This window comes from Pseudarthrobacter sp. H2 (assembly GCF_050157045.1).
Classification (GTDB): domain Bacteria; phylum Actinomycetota; class Actinomycetes; order Actinomycetales; family Micrococcaceae; genus Arthrobacter.
Genome location: NZ_CP189594.1, coordinates 2,501,412 through 2,516,264 on the forward strand (window position 1 = coordinate 2,501,412; position 14,853 = coordinate 2,516,264).

Genomic DNA, 14,853 nt, shown 5'->3' on the forward strand with positions numbered 1-14,853 from the left:
CAACCAGGTTGACAAATTCCGGATTCCGGTAGCGACAGGGGATCTGCGCCTCGCGGGGCGGGTTGCGCGTCATCAGCCGCACCGGCCCGCAAAAAACAGACCCGCTGCCGGCGAAAAACCTGCGCCACCCCTCCGCCGGCAGACGAACCACACGACAAACCGTCCACGAAGTCCTGGGACATGACACCTGGATCCGGCGCGGGGGGAGGGTTTTTGTGGTTTGGGGTTAAATGCGGGAGAGCCCCGACCGTGTGGTTGGGGCTCTCGACCGTGTTTAATGGTTGTCCGGCGGTGACCTACTCTCCCACACCCTCCCGGGTGCAGTACCATCGGCGCTGTGGGTCTTAGCTTCCGGGTTCGGAATGGGACCGGGCGTTTCCCCCACGCTATGACCGCCGTAACCCTTGCTCCGCACCCTGGCTTCCGCCGGGGGTGGGAAATCTGGTGTTACAACAGGGACGCTGCGGATGCAGCTGTGGTGTTGTTATTCAGTTGTCGGTTCCCTGCAACGTGCCGTCCGGGACGGGTTTGTTGTCTGGGAACCACATAGTGGACGCAAGCAGTCTTGTTTCTTTGTACCCTCCCCTGGGTGTAAACCCCTTTTGAATGGGTTTACGGGGAGAGTGTGTGGTGTAAGTTATCGGCCTATTAGTACCGGTCAGCTTCAACAGTCTTTAGTCCTGTCTTCCACGTCCGGCCTATCAACCCAGTGGTCTGGCTGGGGGCCTCTCACACCCGGGGGTGTATGGAAATCTCATCTCGAAGCGGGCTTCCCGCTTAGATGCTTTCAGCGGTTATCCCATCCGAACGTAGCTAATCAGCGGTGCACTTGGCAGTACAACTGACACACCAGAGGTTCGTCCGTCCCGGTCCTCTCGTACTAAGGACAGCCCTTCTCAAATTTCCTGCGCGCGCAGCGGATAGGGACCGAACTGTCTCACGACGTTCTAAACCCAGCTCGCGTACCGCTTTAATGGGCGAACAGCCCAACCCTTGGGACCTACTCCAGCCCCAGGATGCGACGAGCCGACATCGAGGTGCCAAACCATGCCGTCGATATGGACTCTTGGGCAAGATCAGCCTGTTATCCCCGAGGTACCTTTTATCCGTTGAGCGACGGCCATTCCACAATGTACCGCCGGATCACTAGTCCCGACTTTCGTCCCTGCTCGAGATGTCTCTCTCACAGTCAAGCTCCCTTGTGCACTTACACTCGACACCTGATTGCCAACCAGGCTGAGGGAACCTTTGGGCGCCTCCGTTACTTTTTAGGAGGCAACCGCCCCAGTTAAACTACCCATCAGGCACTGTCCCTGACCCGGATTACGGGCCGAAGTTAGATGTCCAAAGTGACCAGAGTGGTATTTCAACGATGACTCCACCATGACTGGCGTCACGGCTTCAACGTCTCCCACCTATCCTACACAAGCCACTCCGAACACCAATACCAAACTATAGTAAAGGTCTCGGGGTCTTTCCGTCCTGCTGCGCGTAACGAGCATCTTACTCGTACTGCAATTTCGCCGAGTTTATGGTTGAGACAGCGGGGAAGTCGTTACTCCATTCGTGCAGGTCGGAACTTACCCGACAAGGAATTTCGCTACCTTAGGATGGTTATAGTTACCACCGCCGTTTACTGGGGCTTGAATTCTCAGCTTCGCCTTGCGGCTAACCGGTCCTCTTAACCTTCCAGCACCGGGCAGGAGTCAGTCCGTATACATCGTCTTGCGACTTCGCACGGACCTGTGTTTTTAGTAAACAGTCGCTTCCCCCTGGTCTCTGCGGCCCCTGCACGCTCCGGACAGCTCGTGTCCATCACGCTGGGGGCCCCCCTTCTCCCGAAGTTACGGGGGCATTTTGCCGAGTTCCTTAACCATAATTCTCTCGATCGCCTTAGTATTCTCTACCTGATCACCTGTGTCGGTTTGGGGTACGGGCGGCTGGAACCTCGCGTCGATGCTTTTCTCGGCAGCATAGGATCACCGGATCCCCCCTCACGGGGGTCCCATCGGGTCTCAGGCATCATGAACGGCGGATTTGCCTACCGTTCGCCCTACATCCTTAGACCGGGGCAACCATCGCCCGGCCCGGCTACCTTCCTGCGTCACACCTGTTAATACGCTTGCCTCCCAGGATCAGGTCCCGCGCTCCACCAAAACCCTTCACCCACAAGGGGTGTCGGGCAGGTCTCGGGCGGTTAGTGTCCCCTGTTCAGCATGGGCGGTTCTTCGCCGGTACGGGAATATCAACCCGTTGTCCATCGACTACGCCTGTCGGCCTCGCCTTAGGTCCCGACTTACCCAGGGCAGATTAGCTTGACCCTGGAACCCTTGATCATTCGGCGGACGGGTTTCTCACCCGTCTTTCGCTACTCATGCCTGCATTCTCACTCGTGTGGGCTCCACCGCTGGTTTACACCGCGACTTCACTGCCCACACGACGCTCCCCTACCACTCCAGACACCTGAACCAACCCCGCAAAGGGGGCGGCTGGGTTATTGCCTGAAATCCACAACTTCGGCGGTGTACTTGAGCCCCGCTACATTGTCGGCGCGGAATCACTTGACCAGTGAGCTATTACGCACTCTTTTAAGGATGGCTGCTTCTAAGCCAACCTCCTGGTTGTCTTCGCAACTCCACATCCTTTCCCACTTAGCACACGCTTAGGGGCCTTAGTTGGTGGTCTGGGCTGTTTCCCTCTCGACTATGAAGCTTATCCCCCACAGTCTCACTGCTGCGCTCTCACTTGCCGGCATTCGGAGTTTGGCTGACGTCAGTAACCTTGTAGGGCCCATTAGCCATCCAGTAGCTCTACCTCCGGCAAGAAACACGCAACGCTGCACCTAAATGCATTTCGGGGAGAACCAGCTATCACGAAGTTTGATTGGCCTTTCACCCCTACCCACAGCTCATCCCCTCCATTTTCAACTGAAGTGGGTTCGGTCCTCCACGACGTCTTACCGTCGCTTCAACCTGGCCATGGGTAGATCACTTCGCTTCGGGTCTAGATCACGCCACTGCAACGCCCTGTTCAGACTCGCTTTCGCTACGGCTTCCCCACACGGGTTAACCTCGCGACGTAACACTAACTCGCAGGCTCATTCTTCAAAAGGCACGCCGTCACCAGAATCAGACTGGCTCCGACGGATTGTAAGCACACGGTTTCAGGTACTGTTTCACTCCCCTCCCGGGGTACTTTTCACCTTTCCCTCACGGTACTGGTCCGCTATCGGTCATTAGGGAGTATTTAGGCTTATCAGGTGGTCCTGACAGATTCACACGGGATTTCTCGGGCCCCGTGCTACTTGGGATACTTCCCAGGCGGTATGACAACATTTCGGTTACGGGGCTCCCACCCTCTCTGGCCGGCCTTTCAAGACCGTTCACCTATGCCCACACTTCGCACCTCACCAGTCCGGCAGAACTGGTATGGAAAGTCCCACAACCCCGACCATGCAACGCCCGCCGGCTATCACACATGGAACGGTTTAGCCTGATCCGCGTTCGCTCGCCACTACTGACGGAATCACTATTGTTTTCTCTTCCTGCGGGTACTGAGATGTTTCACTTCCCCGCGTTCCCCCCACACACCCTATGTGTTCAGATGCGGGTCACCAGGCAGCTCGCGCCCCTGGCGGGGTTTCCCCATTCGGACACCCTGGGATCACAGTCCGGTTATCGACTCCCCCAGGCTTATCGCAGATTCCTACGTCCTTCTTCGGCTCCTAATGCCAAGGCATCCACCGTGTGCTCTTAAAAACTTGACCACAAAAGATCAAAAAAACTACTTCACGAGAGAACCACGAAAACCAACCACACCCGAAAGTGCAGCCAGATCCAGGTTCATATTCTTGGAAATTGCTTCTTATAAAAGATGCTCGCGTCCACTATGTAGTTCTCAAACAACAACCCCATACCACACACCCCACACACAACCCCGCAAAGGGGCCAACCCGTCAGGGCTGATCATGTGTGATCGGTGCAGCCAGGAAACCAGAAACACAAGTCCCACACCACAACCCCGCCCCCCCGAAAGGAAACGCAGCCGCGCCATGGTCCTGTTGTCTCAGGACCCAACAGTGTGCCAAACACTAAACCGCCCGTACCCTCCCCGCACCGTTCCAGATGACCAGGGACCCCCGAAGGAGAACCCTGAAACACCGTACTGGGTGCCGGGAAAACCGGCGGCCGCTGTTCGTTGATATTCCACCCGTGAGCACCCGCCGCAGAACTAGCGTCTGCGCAGCGGGCATATACTCCTGGCAAACGTCCGCATCCCGCATACACGGGGCGTGGCTTGCAGGTGCTCCTTAGAAAGGAGGTGATCCAGCCGCACCTTCCGGTACGGCTACCTTGTTACGACTTAGTCCCAATCGCCGGTCCCACCTTCGACAGCTCCCTCCCACAAGGGGTTAGGCCACCGGCTTCGGGTGTTACCAACTTTCGTGACTTGACGGGCGGTGTGTACAAGGCCCGGGAACGTATTCACCGCAGCGTTGCTGATCTGCGATTACTAGCGACTCCGACTTCATGGGGTCGAGTTGCAGACCCCAATCCGAACTGAGACCGGCTTTTTGGGATTAGCTCCACCTCACAGTATCGCAACCCTTTGTACCGGCCATTGTAGCATGCGTGAAGCCCAAGACATAAGGGGCATGATGATTTGACGTCGTCCCCACCTTCCTCCGAGTTGACCCCGGCAGTCTCCCATGAGTCCCCGCCATTACGCGCTGGCAACATGGAACGAGGGTTGCGCTCGTTGCGGGACTTAACCCAACATCTCACGACACGAGCTGACGACAACCATGCACCACCTGTGAACCGGCCGCAAGCGGGGCACCTGTCTCCAGGTGTTTCCGGTCCATGTCAAGCCTTGGTAAGGTTCTTCGCGTTGCATCGAATTAATCCGCATGCTCCGCCGCTTGTGCGGGCCCCCGTCAATTCCTTTGAGTTTTAGCCTTGCGGCCGTACTCCCCAGGCGGGGCACTTAATGCGTTAGCTACGGTACGGAGAACGTGGAATGTCCCCCACACCTAGTGCCCAACGTTTACGGCATGGACTACCAGGGTATCTAATCCTGTTCGCTCCCCATGCTTTCGCTCCTCAGCGTCAGTTAATGCCCAGAGACCTGCCTTCGCCATCGGTGTTCCTCCTGATATCTGCGCATTTCACCGCTACACCAGGAATTCCAGTCTCCCCTACATCACTCTAGTCTGCCCGTACCCACCGCAGATCCGGGGTTGAGCCCCGGACTTTCACGGCAGACGCGACAAACCGCCTACGAGCTCTTTACGCCCAATAATTCCGGATAACGCTTGCGCCCTACGTATTACCGCGGCTGCTGGCACGTAGTTAGCCGGCGCTTCTTCTGCAGGTACCGTCACTTTCGCTTCTTCCCTACTGAAAGAGGTTTACAACCCGAAGGCCGTCATCCCTCACGCGGCGTCGCTGCATCAGGCTTGCGCCCATTGTGCAATATTCCCCACTGCTGCCTCCCGTAGGAGTCTGGGCCGTGTCTCAGTCCCAGTGTGGCCGGTCACCCTCTCAGGCCGGCTACCCGTCGTCGCCTTGGTGAGCCATTACCTCACCAACAAGCTGATAGGCCGCGAGTCCATCCAAAACCACAATAAAGCTTTCCACCCCCCACCATGCGGTGAGAGGTCATATCCGGTATTAGACCCGGTTTCCCAGGCTTATCCCAGAGTTAAGGGCAGGTTACTCACGTGTTACTCACCCGTTCGCCACTAATCACCGGTGCAAGCACCGGATCATCGTTCGACTTGCATGTGTTAAGCACGCCGCCAGCGTTCATCCTGAGCCAGGATCAAACTCTCCGTTGAAGTAAAACAAAAACAGACACAACCACAGGCCCGCGGGAAAACGCGGACCCGGGCTGCACAAAATTTGAAACCGGCTGTAAAAACCAGACCACACCACGGGGTGGCATGACCCGGCAAAACAACCAATCCATCATACAATAAATTGGTATCAACAAACTTGGCACACTATTGAGTTCTCAAACAACAGACACATTCGAATTACTTGCCGGAACAATTCATTTACAATGAATTCTTTTGTTCCGCTTTCCTTCGCTGCGATGTTTACAGCTTATTTCATTCAATTCCACTTTGCAAATCCGGGAAATTCTCCCGGAATTCACCCGGTGGAGTGAATCCGCCCAGCAAAACAAGAAGCAAATTCTTGTTTCTGCGCCAGGCGCCCGAAGAACCGCTTCTGTATTTTTGGTGGGGTTGGCCGCCACTCTTCGGTGGCGACTCAGAAAACAATACACGCCCCTCCCCCGCCCGGCAAATCGGGCGGGAAAGGAGCGTGGAGGAAGGTCCAGGGCTCGGATCAGGGCTGGGACACTTCCACGGTCGCCAGGTTCTTCTTGCCCCGGCGCAGCAGCAGATACCGTCCGTGCAGCAGTTGGGCCGGCGCGATAACGGTCTCGGGATCGGACACCTTGGCGTTGTTCACATAGGCGCCGCCCTCCCCCACGGTGCGCCGGGCCGCGGACTTGCTCTCCGACAGGCCGGAGGCCACCAGCAGTTCAATGATTCCCAGCGCGCCGGCGCCGACGCTCGCTGAGGGCAGTTCCGATGTCGCGGCCTTGAGGGTTGCCTCATCCAGCACCGTGAGGTCGCCGTTCCCGAACAACGCGGCCGACGCCGCGATGACCTTTTCCGTGGCGTCCACGCCGTGGACGAGGGAAGTCACTTCGTAGGCGAGCTTCCGCTGGCCCTCGCGGGCGAAGGGACGCTCGGCGATGGCAACCTCCAGGGCCTCGATCTCCGCCCGGCTCAGGAAGGTGAAGATCTTCAGGCGGGCCGCGACGTCGTCGTCCGCCGTGTTGAGCCAGAACTGGTAGAAGGCGTAGGGGCTGCACATCTCCGGATCCAGCCAGATCGCGTTGCCTTCGCTCTTGCCGAACTTGGTGCCGTCGGAGTTGGTGATCAGGGGCGTGCCCAGGGCATGGACGTGCTTGCCCTCGACCTTGCGGATGAGTTCGGTGCCGCTGGTCAGGTTGCCCCACTGGTCCGAGCCGCCGGTCTGCAGGACGCAGCCGTAGTCGCGGAAGAGCTGGAGGTAGTCCATGCCCTGCAGGATCTGGTAGCTGAACTCCGTGTAGCTGATGCCCTCGTCGGAGCCAAGGCGGGACGCGACGGCATCCTTGCGCAGCATGGTGCCGACACGGAAGTGCTTTCCGATCTCCCGCAGGAAGTCGATGGCGCTCAGCGGCGCCGTCCAGTCCAGGTTGTTGACCATCCGTGCGGCGTTGTCGCCCTCGAAGCTCAGGAAGCGACGGACCTGGGCTTGCAGGTACCCCACCCACTCGTTAACCGTGTCCTTGGTGTTCAGGGTGCGCTCCGCCGTCGGGCGCGGGTCCCCGATCAGCCCGGTGGACCCGCCCACGAGCCCGAGCGGCTTGTGGCCGGCCAGCTGGATCCGGCGCATCAGCAGCAGCTGGACGAGGTTGCCCAGGTGCAGGCTCGGCGCGGTGGGGTCGAAGCCGCAGTAGTATGTGGCGGGATCACCGGCAAGCAGCTTTTCCAGCTCCGCCTCGTCCGTGGAGACGTGGACGAGGCCGCGCCATTTCAGCTCCTGCCAGACGTTGGCGAAGCTTGGGTCATTCTGCTGGGACTGGAGATTATTTAGCTGGGACACGGAATCTAAGTTAGCAGGATCGGGCCACCGCAGGCGCGCGGCTCAGTCTTCGATCCCTGCCGGCACACCCGCGGCGGCAATGAGCCGCAGCCGCTGGGTGGGCCGGGTCATTGCCACGTACAGGTCACCGACGCGGCCGTGTTCGTGGTTGAGCATCGCCGTCGGCTCCAGCACCACGACGCCGTCGAACTCCAGGCCCTTGGCCTCGCGGGGGCTGATCACCACGATGTCCTGCGCATAGCTGCCGGCGCCGGTGCCGACGCGGCGTCCGTAGACGGCGCGCAGCGCGGCCGTCGCCTCCGGGAGCAGCGCGCCGTCGGCGATCACGGCCAGGAGTCCGCCCTCGATCGCCTCCAGCTCGGCCGGCAGGACCTCTACGAGCTTGTTGACGATCTGGCCGGTCTCCACACGGTCGATAAACGGGGACCACTGGCCTTCACGGACGGCCTTGGGCGCCGAGACAACGAGTCCGGCCGCGTTGGCCATCCGCGCGGCAGCCTCGGCGATCTGCGACGGCGTGCGGTAGTTGACCGTGAGTTCCTCCAGCTGCCAGCGGTCGCCGAACATCGGGGCCAGGGCGCCCTGCCAGGAATTGGCCCCGGCCACGGAACTCGTCTGCGCGATGTCCCCCACGATGGTGAAGGACTTCAGCGGGCAGCGGCGGACCAGGAGGCGCCACTGCATCGGCGAGAGTTCCTGGGCCTCATCCACCACGATGTGCCCGAAGGCCCAGCTGCGGTCGGTCGTGGCACGTTCGGCGGCGGTCAGCCGGGACACGCGCTCCTGGTTCTGGTCCACCAGGTCCTCGGCGGAGATGAGGACATCCACGCCGGCAGTTTCCATGTTGACCAGGGTCTGCTTGGCGTTGGCGAGATCGCGGGCACGGTCGTTTTCCTGCTGGGCCAGGCCCCGCCCGGCCGCGGGGTCGAGTTCGCCGAGCAGTTCCGCGGCCTCGTCGAGCAGCGGCACGTCGGACTCGGTCCACGGCGAATCGGCCGGCCGGAGCAGCAGGGCGCGCTCGGCCGGGGTGAGGTTGGGCGTGCAGGCTGCCAGGATGGCGGGCTTGCTCAGGAGTTCCGCCACGAGCTTTTCCGGCGTCATCGGCATCCAGCACAGGTTCAGGGCAATGCGGACGTCCCGGGCGGACCGGACGTCCTCGGCCAGGTAGGAGCGGTCGGCGTTGTTGCCGATGCTGCCGGCTTCGACCAGCTCGGTCATTTGCTCGGTGAGTTCGCGGAGCAGGATCTTGACGAACGAAACCCGGGCCTCGTTGTGCGGTTTTCCGCTGGCGCGTGCCTTGTCCCGGGCCCGGCGGACCTGCCGCGGCGTCAGCACGAGCTTGCGCCCGTCCACTTCCAGGATCCGGTTTCCGGCGGGGATGCGCTGGCGCTGGGCGACGGCGTTGGCCACGACGCCCGCCATGTCCAGCCGGCCCTTGATCGCGGCGACGGACGATTCCGGTTCCGCGACCGCATGGATGCCGGGCATCAGGCGGCCCAGGCTGGCCATCACCACACCGGTCTCGCCGAGGGAGGGCAAGACGCGTTCGATGTAATTCATGAACGACGACGTCGGGCCGACCAGCAGCACGCCGGCGGTCTTGAGGCGGTCCCGGTGGGTGTAGAGCAGGTACGCGGCGCGGTGCAGCGCGACGGCGGTCTTGCCCGTGCCGGGGCCGCCCTGGACCACGAGGGCACCGGAAATGGAGGAGCGGATGATGCGGTCCTGCTCGGACTGGATGGTGCCGACGATGTCGGACATGCGCCCGGTGCGCTTGGAGTTCAGCGCGGCCAGCAGCGCCCCTTCGCCCTGGAGCGAGTCCTTGTCGGCGAGCATGTCGGCGTCGAGCACGTCATCCTCGATGGCCTTGACCTCGCGGCCCTGCAGGATCAGGTGCCGGCGGCGGCGCACGCCCTGCCGGTCGAACGCGGTGGCCTGGTAGAAGTGGCCGGCTTCCGGCGCCCGCCAGTCGATCATGAGCCGCTGGAGGTCCTCGGTGGTCAGACCGATGCGGCCAATGTACTGGGCTTCCCCGGAGTCAAGGTCCAGCCGGCCGAACACGAGGCGGTCGTCGACGGCGTCGAGCTGCGCCAGGCGGTCCTCATAGAGCGCCGCGAAGGCGTCGCGTTCGGACACATTCTGCATGGTGCCGACCGCGCCGGCACGCCGCACCTGGGCCAGCTGGGCGCGCTTTTCCGCCCGCAACTCATCCAGCCGGGCATAGAGTCCGGCCACATAGTCGCGTTCATGCGCCAAATCAGCGTCGTGCATCGAAAGTTCCCCTATCGAATAAAAGACCGACCGTCCATTCTACAACCATTTCGGCGGACGCTTGTGAAACATGTCAGGCATTGTACCGATACGGCCGGAATGGTCCAGTCAATCGTGCAGCAGGGAGTGGACGCGGTGTCCGCTCAAAGCCTCGCGGCCGTAGGGGGCCCATCGTCGTCGGGCGGCATGCCTGGCGACCGCAGAAGTCCATTCGCGAGCCCGTACCGGACGACGTCGAGCGCTTTCCGGAGCGCGCGCTCCGCGTCGAACCGGCTGGCCGCCGCGGTACTCAGCCGGGAGTAGTCGTCCGCCCATTCGGAACGGTGGAACCTGTCAGCGTCGCCATGCAGGAGCCGTCCATAGAGGACGTCCTCGAAAAGGTCGTGCCCCTCCGGAGCCGGTCCCGCCGCCACAGGTTGACGCCCCTGGACCATCTCGGCGGTGAACAGGCCAGCCACGGCTTCCGTCCCCTCCGCCACCTTGCGGTCCGCCGAATAGTTGCAGAGGCGGAGGGCCCGAACGACCAGCTTCATCGACACGTGTTCATCGCGCACAATGAATTTTCGCAGCAGGGCGGCGCGGAAGAGCTCCAGCCAGTGCCGCCGCTCCCCCTCGACGGCGTTGGGCGGCACCGGGCCTCCATCGGGCGTGAACAGCTCAACCATGCGGAAGTACTCGGCGGCCAGCGTCTCAAAAATCCGGAGCCTTTCCAGCTCGCTTGTCGGTTTCCCGCGTCTACCCTCGCCCATAAGACTTCATCATCCCCCCGCCGCGGGTGCTAAGGAATCCGGTTGCAGCGTCAGCTACGCCGTGCGCACCTTCGCCGGCTTGTAGCGGGACACGGTGGGATCGCCGGTCAGCCAGAATCGCCAGGGATAGTCGTCCGTGCCGCCGTCGCCGGCGACGCCGACCCGCGGCCCGGAGCTGATGCCGGACGCCGGTGCCTGCGCCAGCTCCAGCCGGAACGGCGGCCCGAGCGCGTCCCGCCCGCTGTCCGCCGTCGTGAGTCCGAGCGCCGTGGCGAGCCGTGCGGGCCCGCTCGCCAGGTCCTTGGGGGATTTCGACGTCGGCCGCCGGGCCAGTGCCAGGTCCTGCCCGGCGATGACCTCGCCAGCCCGCACCAGCAGGGCCGATGCCATGCCGTCCGGGCCGCACACGATGTTGGCGCAATGGTGCATCCCGTAGGTGAAGTACACGTACAGGTGGCCTGCGGGGCCGAACATCGGCGCATTGCGGGCCGTCGGGCCACGGAAGGTATGGGAGCCGGGATCGGGGTGCAGCGAGTCACGCGGCCCCAGATAGGCCTCGACCTCGGTGATCCGTACCGACACAGGGCCATCCCGTCCCTCGTGGGTCAGCACCGCGCCGAGCAGCAGGGGTGCCACCTGCCGGGGATCCCCGGACAGGAGCTCCCGCAGCGGTGCGCTGCCGTCCTGCCCCGGGTGCAAAGTCATGCTCCGACTTTAACAAACCCGCCGTGACGGGGCACCATCCCCCACGGCCGTGTCCGATTTCCGCTAGCAAGGACCTAAGGCAGCTGGGAGGATGAAGCCATGGACTTCTGGCAGCGCTACCGGGCAATCGATGCCCGGGACCCCCGGTTCGACGGGCAGTTCTACACCGCTGTCCGCACCACGGGCATCTACTGCCGGCCCTCCTGCCCCGCCCGCACCCCGAAGGCGGGCAACGTCACGTTCTACGAGACCTCCGCCGCCGCCCATGACGCCGGCTACCGGGCGTGCAAGCGCTGCCTGCCCGAAGCCGTGCCCGGCACCCCGGCGTGGAACCTCCGCTCCGACCTCGCCGGCCGGGCCATGCGGCTGATCAACGACGGGGTGATCAACCGCGACGGCGTGGAAGGGCTGGCGTCCAGGCTGGGCTATTCCGCACGCCAGCTCAACCGGATCCTCAGCCATGAACTCGGCGCCGGTCCGCTGTCCCTGGCCCGGGCGAGCCGCGCCCAGACCGCACGGACGTTGCTGGTCTCCACGTCGATGAAGGCGGCCGACATCGCGTTCGCCGCCGGGTTCAGCAGCGTGCGCCAGTTCAACGAGACCATTGGCGAGGTCTTCGCCATGACGCCCACGGCGCTGCGGGCCACGGCACACCACCGGGCTCCCGCGTCCTCCACGGCGCTGACCCTGAACCTGCCGTACCGTGAGCCGTTCGATCCCGGGGTGTTCGATTTCCTCGCGGTCCGCGCCGTCCCGGGCATCGAGGCCGGGACCTCCACGTCCTATGCGCGGACCCTGCGGCTGGCCCACGGCGACGCCCGCTTCCGGGTGGAGTACGACGCCGCCGCGCCCGGCCGCCCCCTGGTGCTGACCAGCGGCGCCGTGGACCTGCGGGACCTGGCCCCTCTGCTCAGCCGGGTCCGCCGGCTGCTGGACCTCGACGCCGACCCCGTCGCGATCGACGGCGCCCTCACGGCCGATCCCCGGCTGGCGGCCAGCGTGGCACACACCCCCGGGATGCGGATGCCGGGCGCGGTGGACCCGCAGGAACTGCTGATCCGGGCGATGATCGGGCAGCAGGTCACCGTGGCAGCCGCCCGCACGGCCCTGGTCCGGCTGTCCGCGGCCGGGACCGCGAGCGCCGTTCCGGCTGACGGGCTGCACCGGCTGTTCCCCACCGCGGCACAGATTGCGCAGACCGGTTTCGGACTGCTCCGGGGCCCGCAGCGCCGCATCGACTCGGTCCGCGCGGCCGCGGAGGCGATGGCGTCGGGGGACCTCGACTTCGGCTACGGCGACGACCTGCCCGGGCTGGGGGCAAAGCTCCTGCCCCTGGCCGGCGTCGGGCCGTGGACGGTGGGGTACGTCGCGATGCGGGTCATCGGGGCCCCGGACGTCTTCCTCGCCAACGACGCCGCCGTGCGCAACGGCATCCGCTCGCTCGCCCCCGCTATCGACGGCGCCACCCTGAGCCCTGATTTCCGTGAACTCAGCCCCTGGCGCTCCTACGCCACCATGCACCTCTGGCGCGCCGCAGCGCAGGCCGCGCGTTCCACCACCCGCGCCCAGACTCCCACGAAGGAAGCGAAGAAATGAAAGCCCAGCTGTTGACCATGTCCACCCCGGACGGCCCGTTCACCATCATTGCCAGGGACGGCGCCGTGCTGGCCTCCGGCTGGACAGCGGTTCCCGGCGAGCTCACCGGCCAGATCCACGCCGAGCTGCTTCCCGGGGATTATGAGCCCGTCATGGACATGGGGTCCATCTCCGCCGCCGTGGAGGAGTTCTACGCCGGAAATCCGGCCCCGGCCATGGCGGTGCCGGTGCTGCAGAAGTCGGGCCCCTTCCGCAGCCATGCCTGGGACATGCTCCGGTCGGTGGCACCGGGGAGCCCGGTGACATACACGGAATACGCGGCGCTCTCCGGGCACCCGAAGGCGGTCCGTGCTGCGGCGAGTGCCTGCGCCTTCAACGCCGCCGCCCTGTTTGTCCCGTGCCACCGCGTGATCCGCACGGACGGCACGCTGGGGGGCTTCCGCTGGGGGCTCGCCATCAAGGAGAGCCTGCTGGACCGGGAACACGCACTGGCCCTCGCCCTGAAGTAGGGGACGGAGGTCAGGTGAAGATGTCGGCCATGTAATAGATCCGCACGCCGCCGGCGGCCTCGAGCCCGACGTCGATGGCCTTGGGCACCTCCTGGTAGGTCCGCGCCCAGTCCTTGTTGCCGTTGCCGAAGACCGTGTACCGCACCCCGGCGCGGGTGCCCGGCTGCAGGCCTTCGGTCCACGTCATGAATTTCCGGGCGTTGTCCGGCGGCTGCCCGGAATCTCTCAATGATGTTGTCAACGGGTGTTGGCGTGCCGCTCTGGTGCCCCGGCCGGTTGTGGCCGGGGCACCAGAGGTTTCTAGCTCGTCCAGCCGGGGTAGGGCTTGCGGTCCTGCTCGGGCAGGACCGCGGCTGTGGCGGGGAGGCTGTCCGGGCCGTCGGACTGCCCGGAGATCCAGTGGTAGAACACTTCGGCGCTGACCGCTTCAAAGCAGGCGTCCTGGGACCGGAACCAGTGGGTGGCGGTGTCGCCTTCGACGCAGATGCCGTAGCCGAACGGTTCCCCGTTCCGGTCGCGGGTGCGGGCCACGGCGACGATGATGTAGGGCCAGGATCCGGCGTCCCGGCCTTCGCTGCCCCAGTTGGGCAGCACCGACCAGGCGGTGCCCTCGAGGGTGTCCATCCAGTCGTACCCGTCTCCTGCCCGGTCGTCGGCGGGAAGTACCGGCGCGGTGACCGGTTCTAAGGTGTCGGTCGTGATCGTGTGGGTCAATGTTTGGGTGCTCATGAGCTGATGCTCCATCCGCTGGGGCGGGGCGGGTGCCTGGAGTACCGGTTTCATTCTCCCCCACCATGTTTATGCCTGCTGGCGGAGCTTCGCGTAGCTGTGCCCGACGGAGCCGGCGCAACCCGAAGGGCAAGCTGTTAATGGATTGTGTGAGGAAACAAGCGAAGCGCAGACACAAGGCATCCGCTGCGCTGCCGTCCGCAGGACGGTTGAGCCGGTGGAGCGGGCCGGTCATGCGCGGTCCAGGGCTTCCGGTCCAGGGCTTCCCTGGCGGGACGCTTGCACCTGCCGATCCGGCACCTTACGTTGGGGGTAGCGGAGAAGGGTCTCCGCGGCCAGTGAGGGCCGGGATTACAGAGAATATCGGGACGACAGATATGGCAACTGGAACAGTGAAATGGTTCAACTCTGAAAAAGGCTTCGGGTTCATCGCCAATGATGATGGCTCGGCCGATGTGTTCGCCCATTATTCGGCGATCGCCAGCAGCGGCTACCGTTCATTGGAAGAGAACCAGAAAGTCCAGTTTGATCTGGCCCAGGGCCCGAAGGGACCGCAGGCGGAGAACATTCGCCCGCTCTAAGACTTAACTTGTGGGTGCGGTCGGCCAGCCGGCCGCACGGCTGATG

General features: G+C 63.5%; 9 protein-coding genes and 3 rRNA genes. 3 read left to right on the forward strand and 9 right to left on the reverse strand.

What is annotated here, in order from left to right; all coding sequences use genetic code 11:
* Positions 1-283: 283 nt before the first annotated feature.
* From rrf to ACQCSZ_RS11850, 7 genes are all read right to left on the reverse strand, one after another.
* Positions 284-400, reverse strand: a 5S ribosomal RNA gene (gene rrf / locus ACQCSZ_RS11820).
* 227 nt (positions 401-627) lie between these two features.
* Positions 628-3,766: ribosomal RNA gene (locus ACQCSZ_RS11825) — 23S ribosomal RNA — on the reverse strand.
* 547 nt (positions 3,767-4,313) lie between these two features.
* Positions 4,314-5,839, reverse strand: a 16S ribosomal RNA gene (locus ACQCSZ_RS11830).
* Together the 16S, 23S and 5S rRNA genes form the textbook arrangement of a ribosomal RNA operon.
* A 514-nt stretch (positions 5,840-6,353) precedes the next feature.
* The gene (tyrS, locus tag ACQCSZ_RS11835; protein ID WP_427008151.1) at positions 6,354-7,667 is read right to left on the reverse strand and encodes a tyrosine--tRNA ligase; all 1,314 of its coding nucleotides are present in this window, start codon (positions 7,665-7,667) and stop codon (positions 6,354-6,356) included.
* A 42-nt stretch (positions 7,668-7,709) separates the two neighbouring features.
* Positions 7,710-9,938 (reverse strand): HelD family protein, encoded by a 2,229-nt coding sequence (locus tag ACQCSZ_RS11840; protein ID WP_427008152.1) that lies wholly within the window; start codon positions 9,936-9,938, stop codon positions 7,710-7,712.
* Between the two features lie 143 nt (positions 9,939-10,081).
* Positions 10,082-10,687 carry a hypothetical protein gene (locus ACQCSZ_RS11845; protein WP_427008153.1) on the reverse strand — a complete coding sequence of 202 codons (606 nt, stop codon included), beginning with the start codon at positions 10,685-10,687 and terminating at the stop codon, positions 10,082-10,084.
* A gap of 54 nt (positions 10,688-10,741) precedes the next feature.
* Positions 10,742-11,392: a DNA-3-methyladenine glycosylase gene (locus tag ACQCSZ_RS11850; RefSeq protein WP_427008154.1), complete on the reverse strand. Its 651-nt coding sequence runs from the start codon at positions 11,390-11,392 to the stop codon at positions 10,742-10,744.
* A 99-nt stretch (positions 11,393-11,491) separates the two neighbouring features.
* Between ACQCSZ_RS11850 and ACQCSZ_RS11855 the strand changes: the two genes are divergently transcribed.
* Positions 11,492-12,988 carry a DNA-3-methyladenine glycosylase 2 family protein gene (locus ACQCSZ_RS11855; RefSeq protein ID WP_427008155.1) on the forward strand — a complete coding sequence of 499 codons (1,497 nt, stop codon included), beginning with the start codon at positions 11,492-11,494 and terminating at the stop codon, positions 12,986-12,988.
* Positions 12,985-13,497, forward strand: coding sequence for a methylated-DNA--[protein]-cysteine S-methyltransferase (locus ACQCSZ_RS11860; protein ID WP_427008156.1), 513 nt, complete (start codon positions 12,985-12,987; stop codon positions 13,495-13,497). Before ACQCSZ_RS11855 ends, ACQCSZ_RS11860 begins: the two co-directional genes overlap by 4 nt.
* Positions 13,498-13,507: 10 nt before the next feature.
* Here the strand turns inward: ACQCSZ_RS11860 and ACQCSZ_RS11865 are convergent, their stop codons facing one another.
* Positions 13,508-13,738, reverse strand: a complete 231-nt coding sequence (locus tag ACQCSZ_RS11865; RefSeq protein ID WP_427008157.1) for a flavodoxin domain-containing protein — start codon at positions 13,736-13,738, stop codon at positions 13,508-13,510.
* A 59-nt stretch (positions 13,739-13,797) separates the two neighbouring features.
* Positions 13,798-14,226 (reverse strand): hypothetical protein, encoded by a 429-nt coding sequence (locus tag ACQCSZ_RS11870; RefSeq protein ID WP_427008158.1) that lies wholly within the window; start codon positions 14,224-14,226, stop codon positions 13,798-13,800.
* A gap of 377 nt (positions 14,227-14,603) precedes the next feature.
* Here ACQCSZ_RS11870 and ACQCSZ_RS11875 point away from each other — a divergent pair, with 377 nt between their 5' ends.
* Complete coding sequence (locus ACQCSZ_RS11875) at positions 14,604-14,807, forward strand: cold-shock protein (protein WP_427005514.1); 204 nt, start codon at positions 14,604-14,606, stop codon at positions 14,805-14,807.
* Positions 14,808-14,853 lie beyond the last annotated feature (46 nt).

Coding starts and splice junctions, on each gene's coding strand:
- ACQCSZ_RS11875 (WP_427005514.1), top strand. CDS start 14,604: ATGGCAACTGGAACAGTGAAATGGTTCAACTCTGAAAAAGGCTTCGGG.
- ACQCSZ_RS11870 (WP_427008158.1), bottom strand. CDS start 14,226: ATGAGCACCCAAACATTGACCCACACGATCACGACCGACACCTTAGAA.
- ACQCSZ_RS11840 (WP_427008152.1), bottom strand. CDS start 9,938: ATGCACGACGCTGATTTGGCGCATGAACGCGACTATGTGGCCGGACTC.
- ACQCSZ_RS11845 (WP_427008153.1), bottom strand. CDS start 10,687: ATGGGCGAGGGTAGACGCGGGAAACCGACAAGCGAGCTGGAAAGGCTC.
- ACQCSZ_RS11855 (WP_427008155.1), top strand. CDS start 11,492: ATGGACTTCTGGCAGCGCTACCGGGCAATCGATGCCCGGGACCCCCGG.
- ACQCSZ_RS11860 (WP_427008156.1), top strand. CDS start 12,985: ATGAAAGCCCAGCTGTTGACCATGTCCACCCCGGACGGCCCGTTCACC.
- ACQCSZ_RS11850 (WP_427008154.1), bottom strand. CDS start 11,392: ATGACTTTGCACCCGGGGCAGGACGGCAGCGCACCGCTGCGGGAGCTC.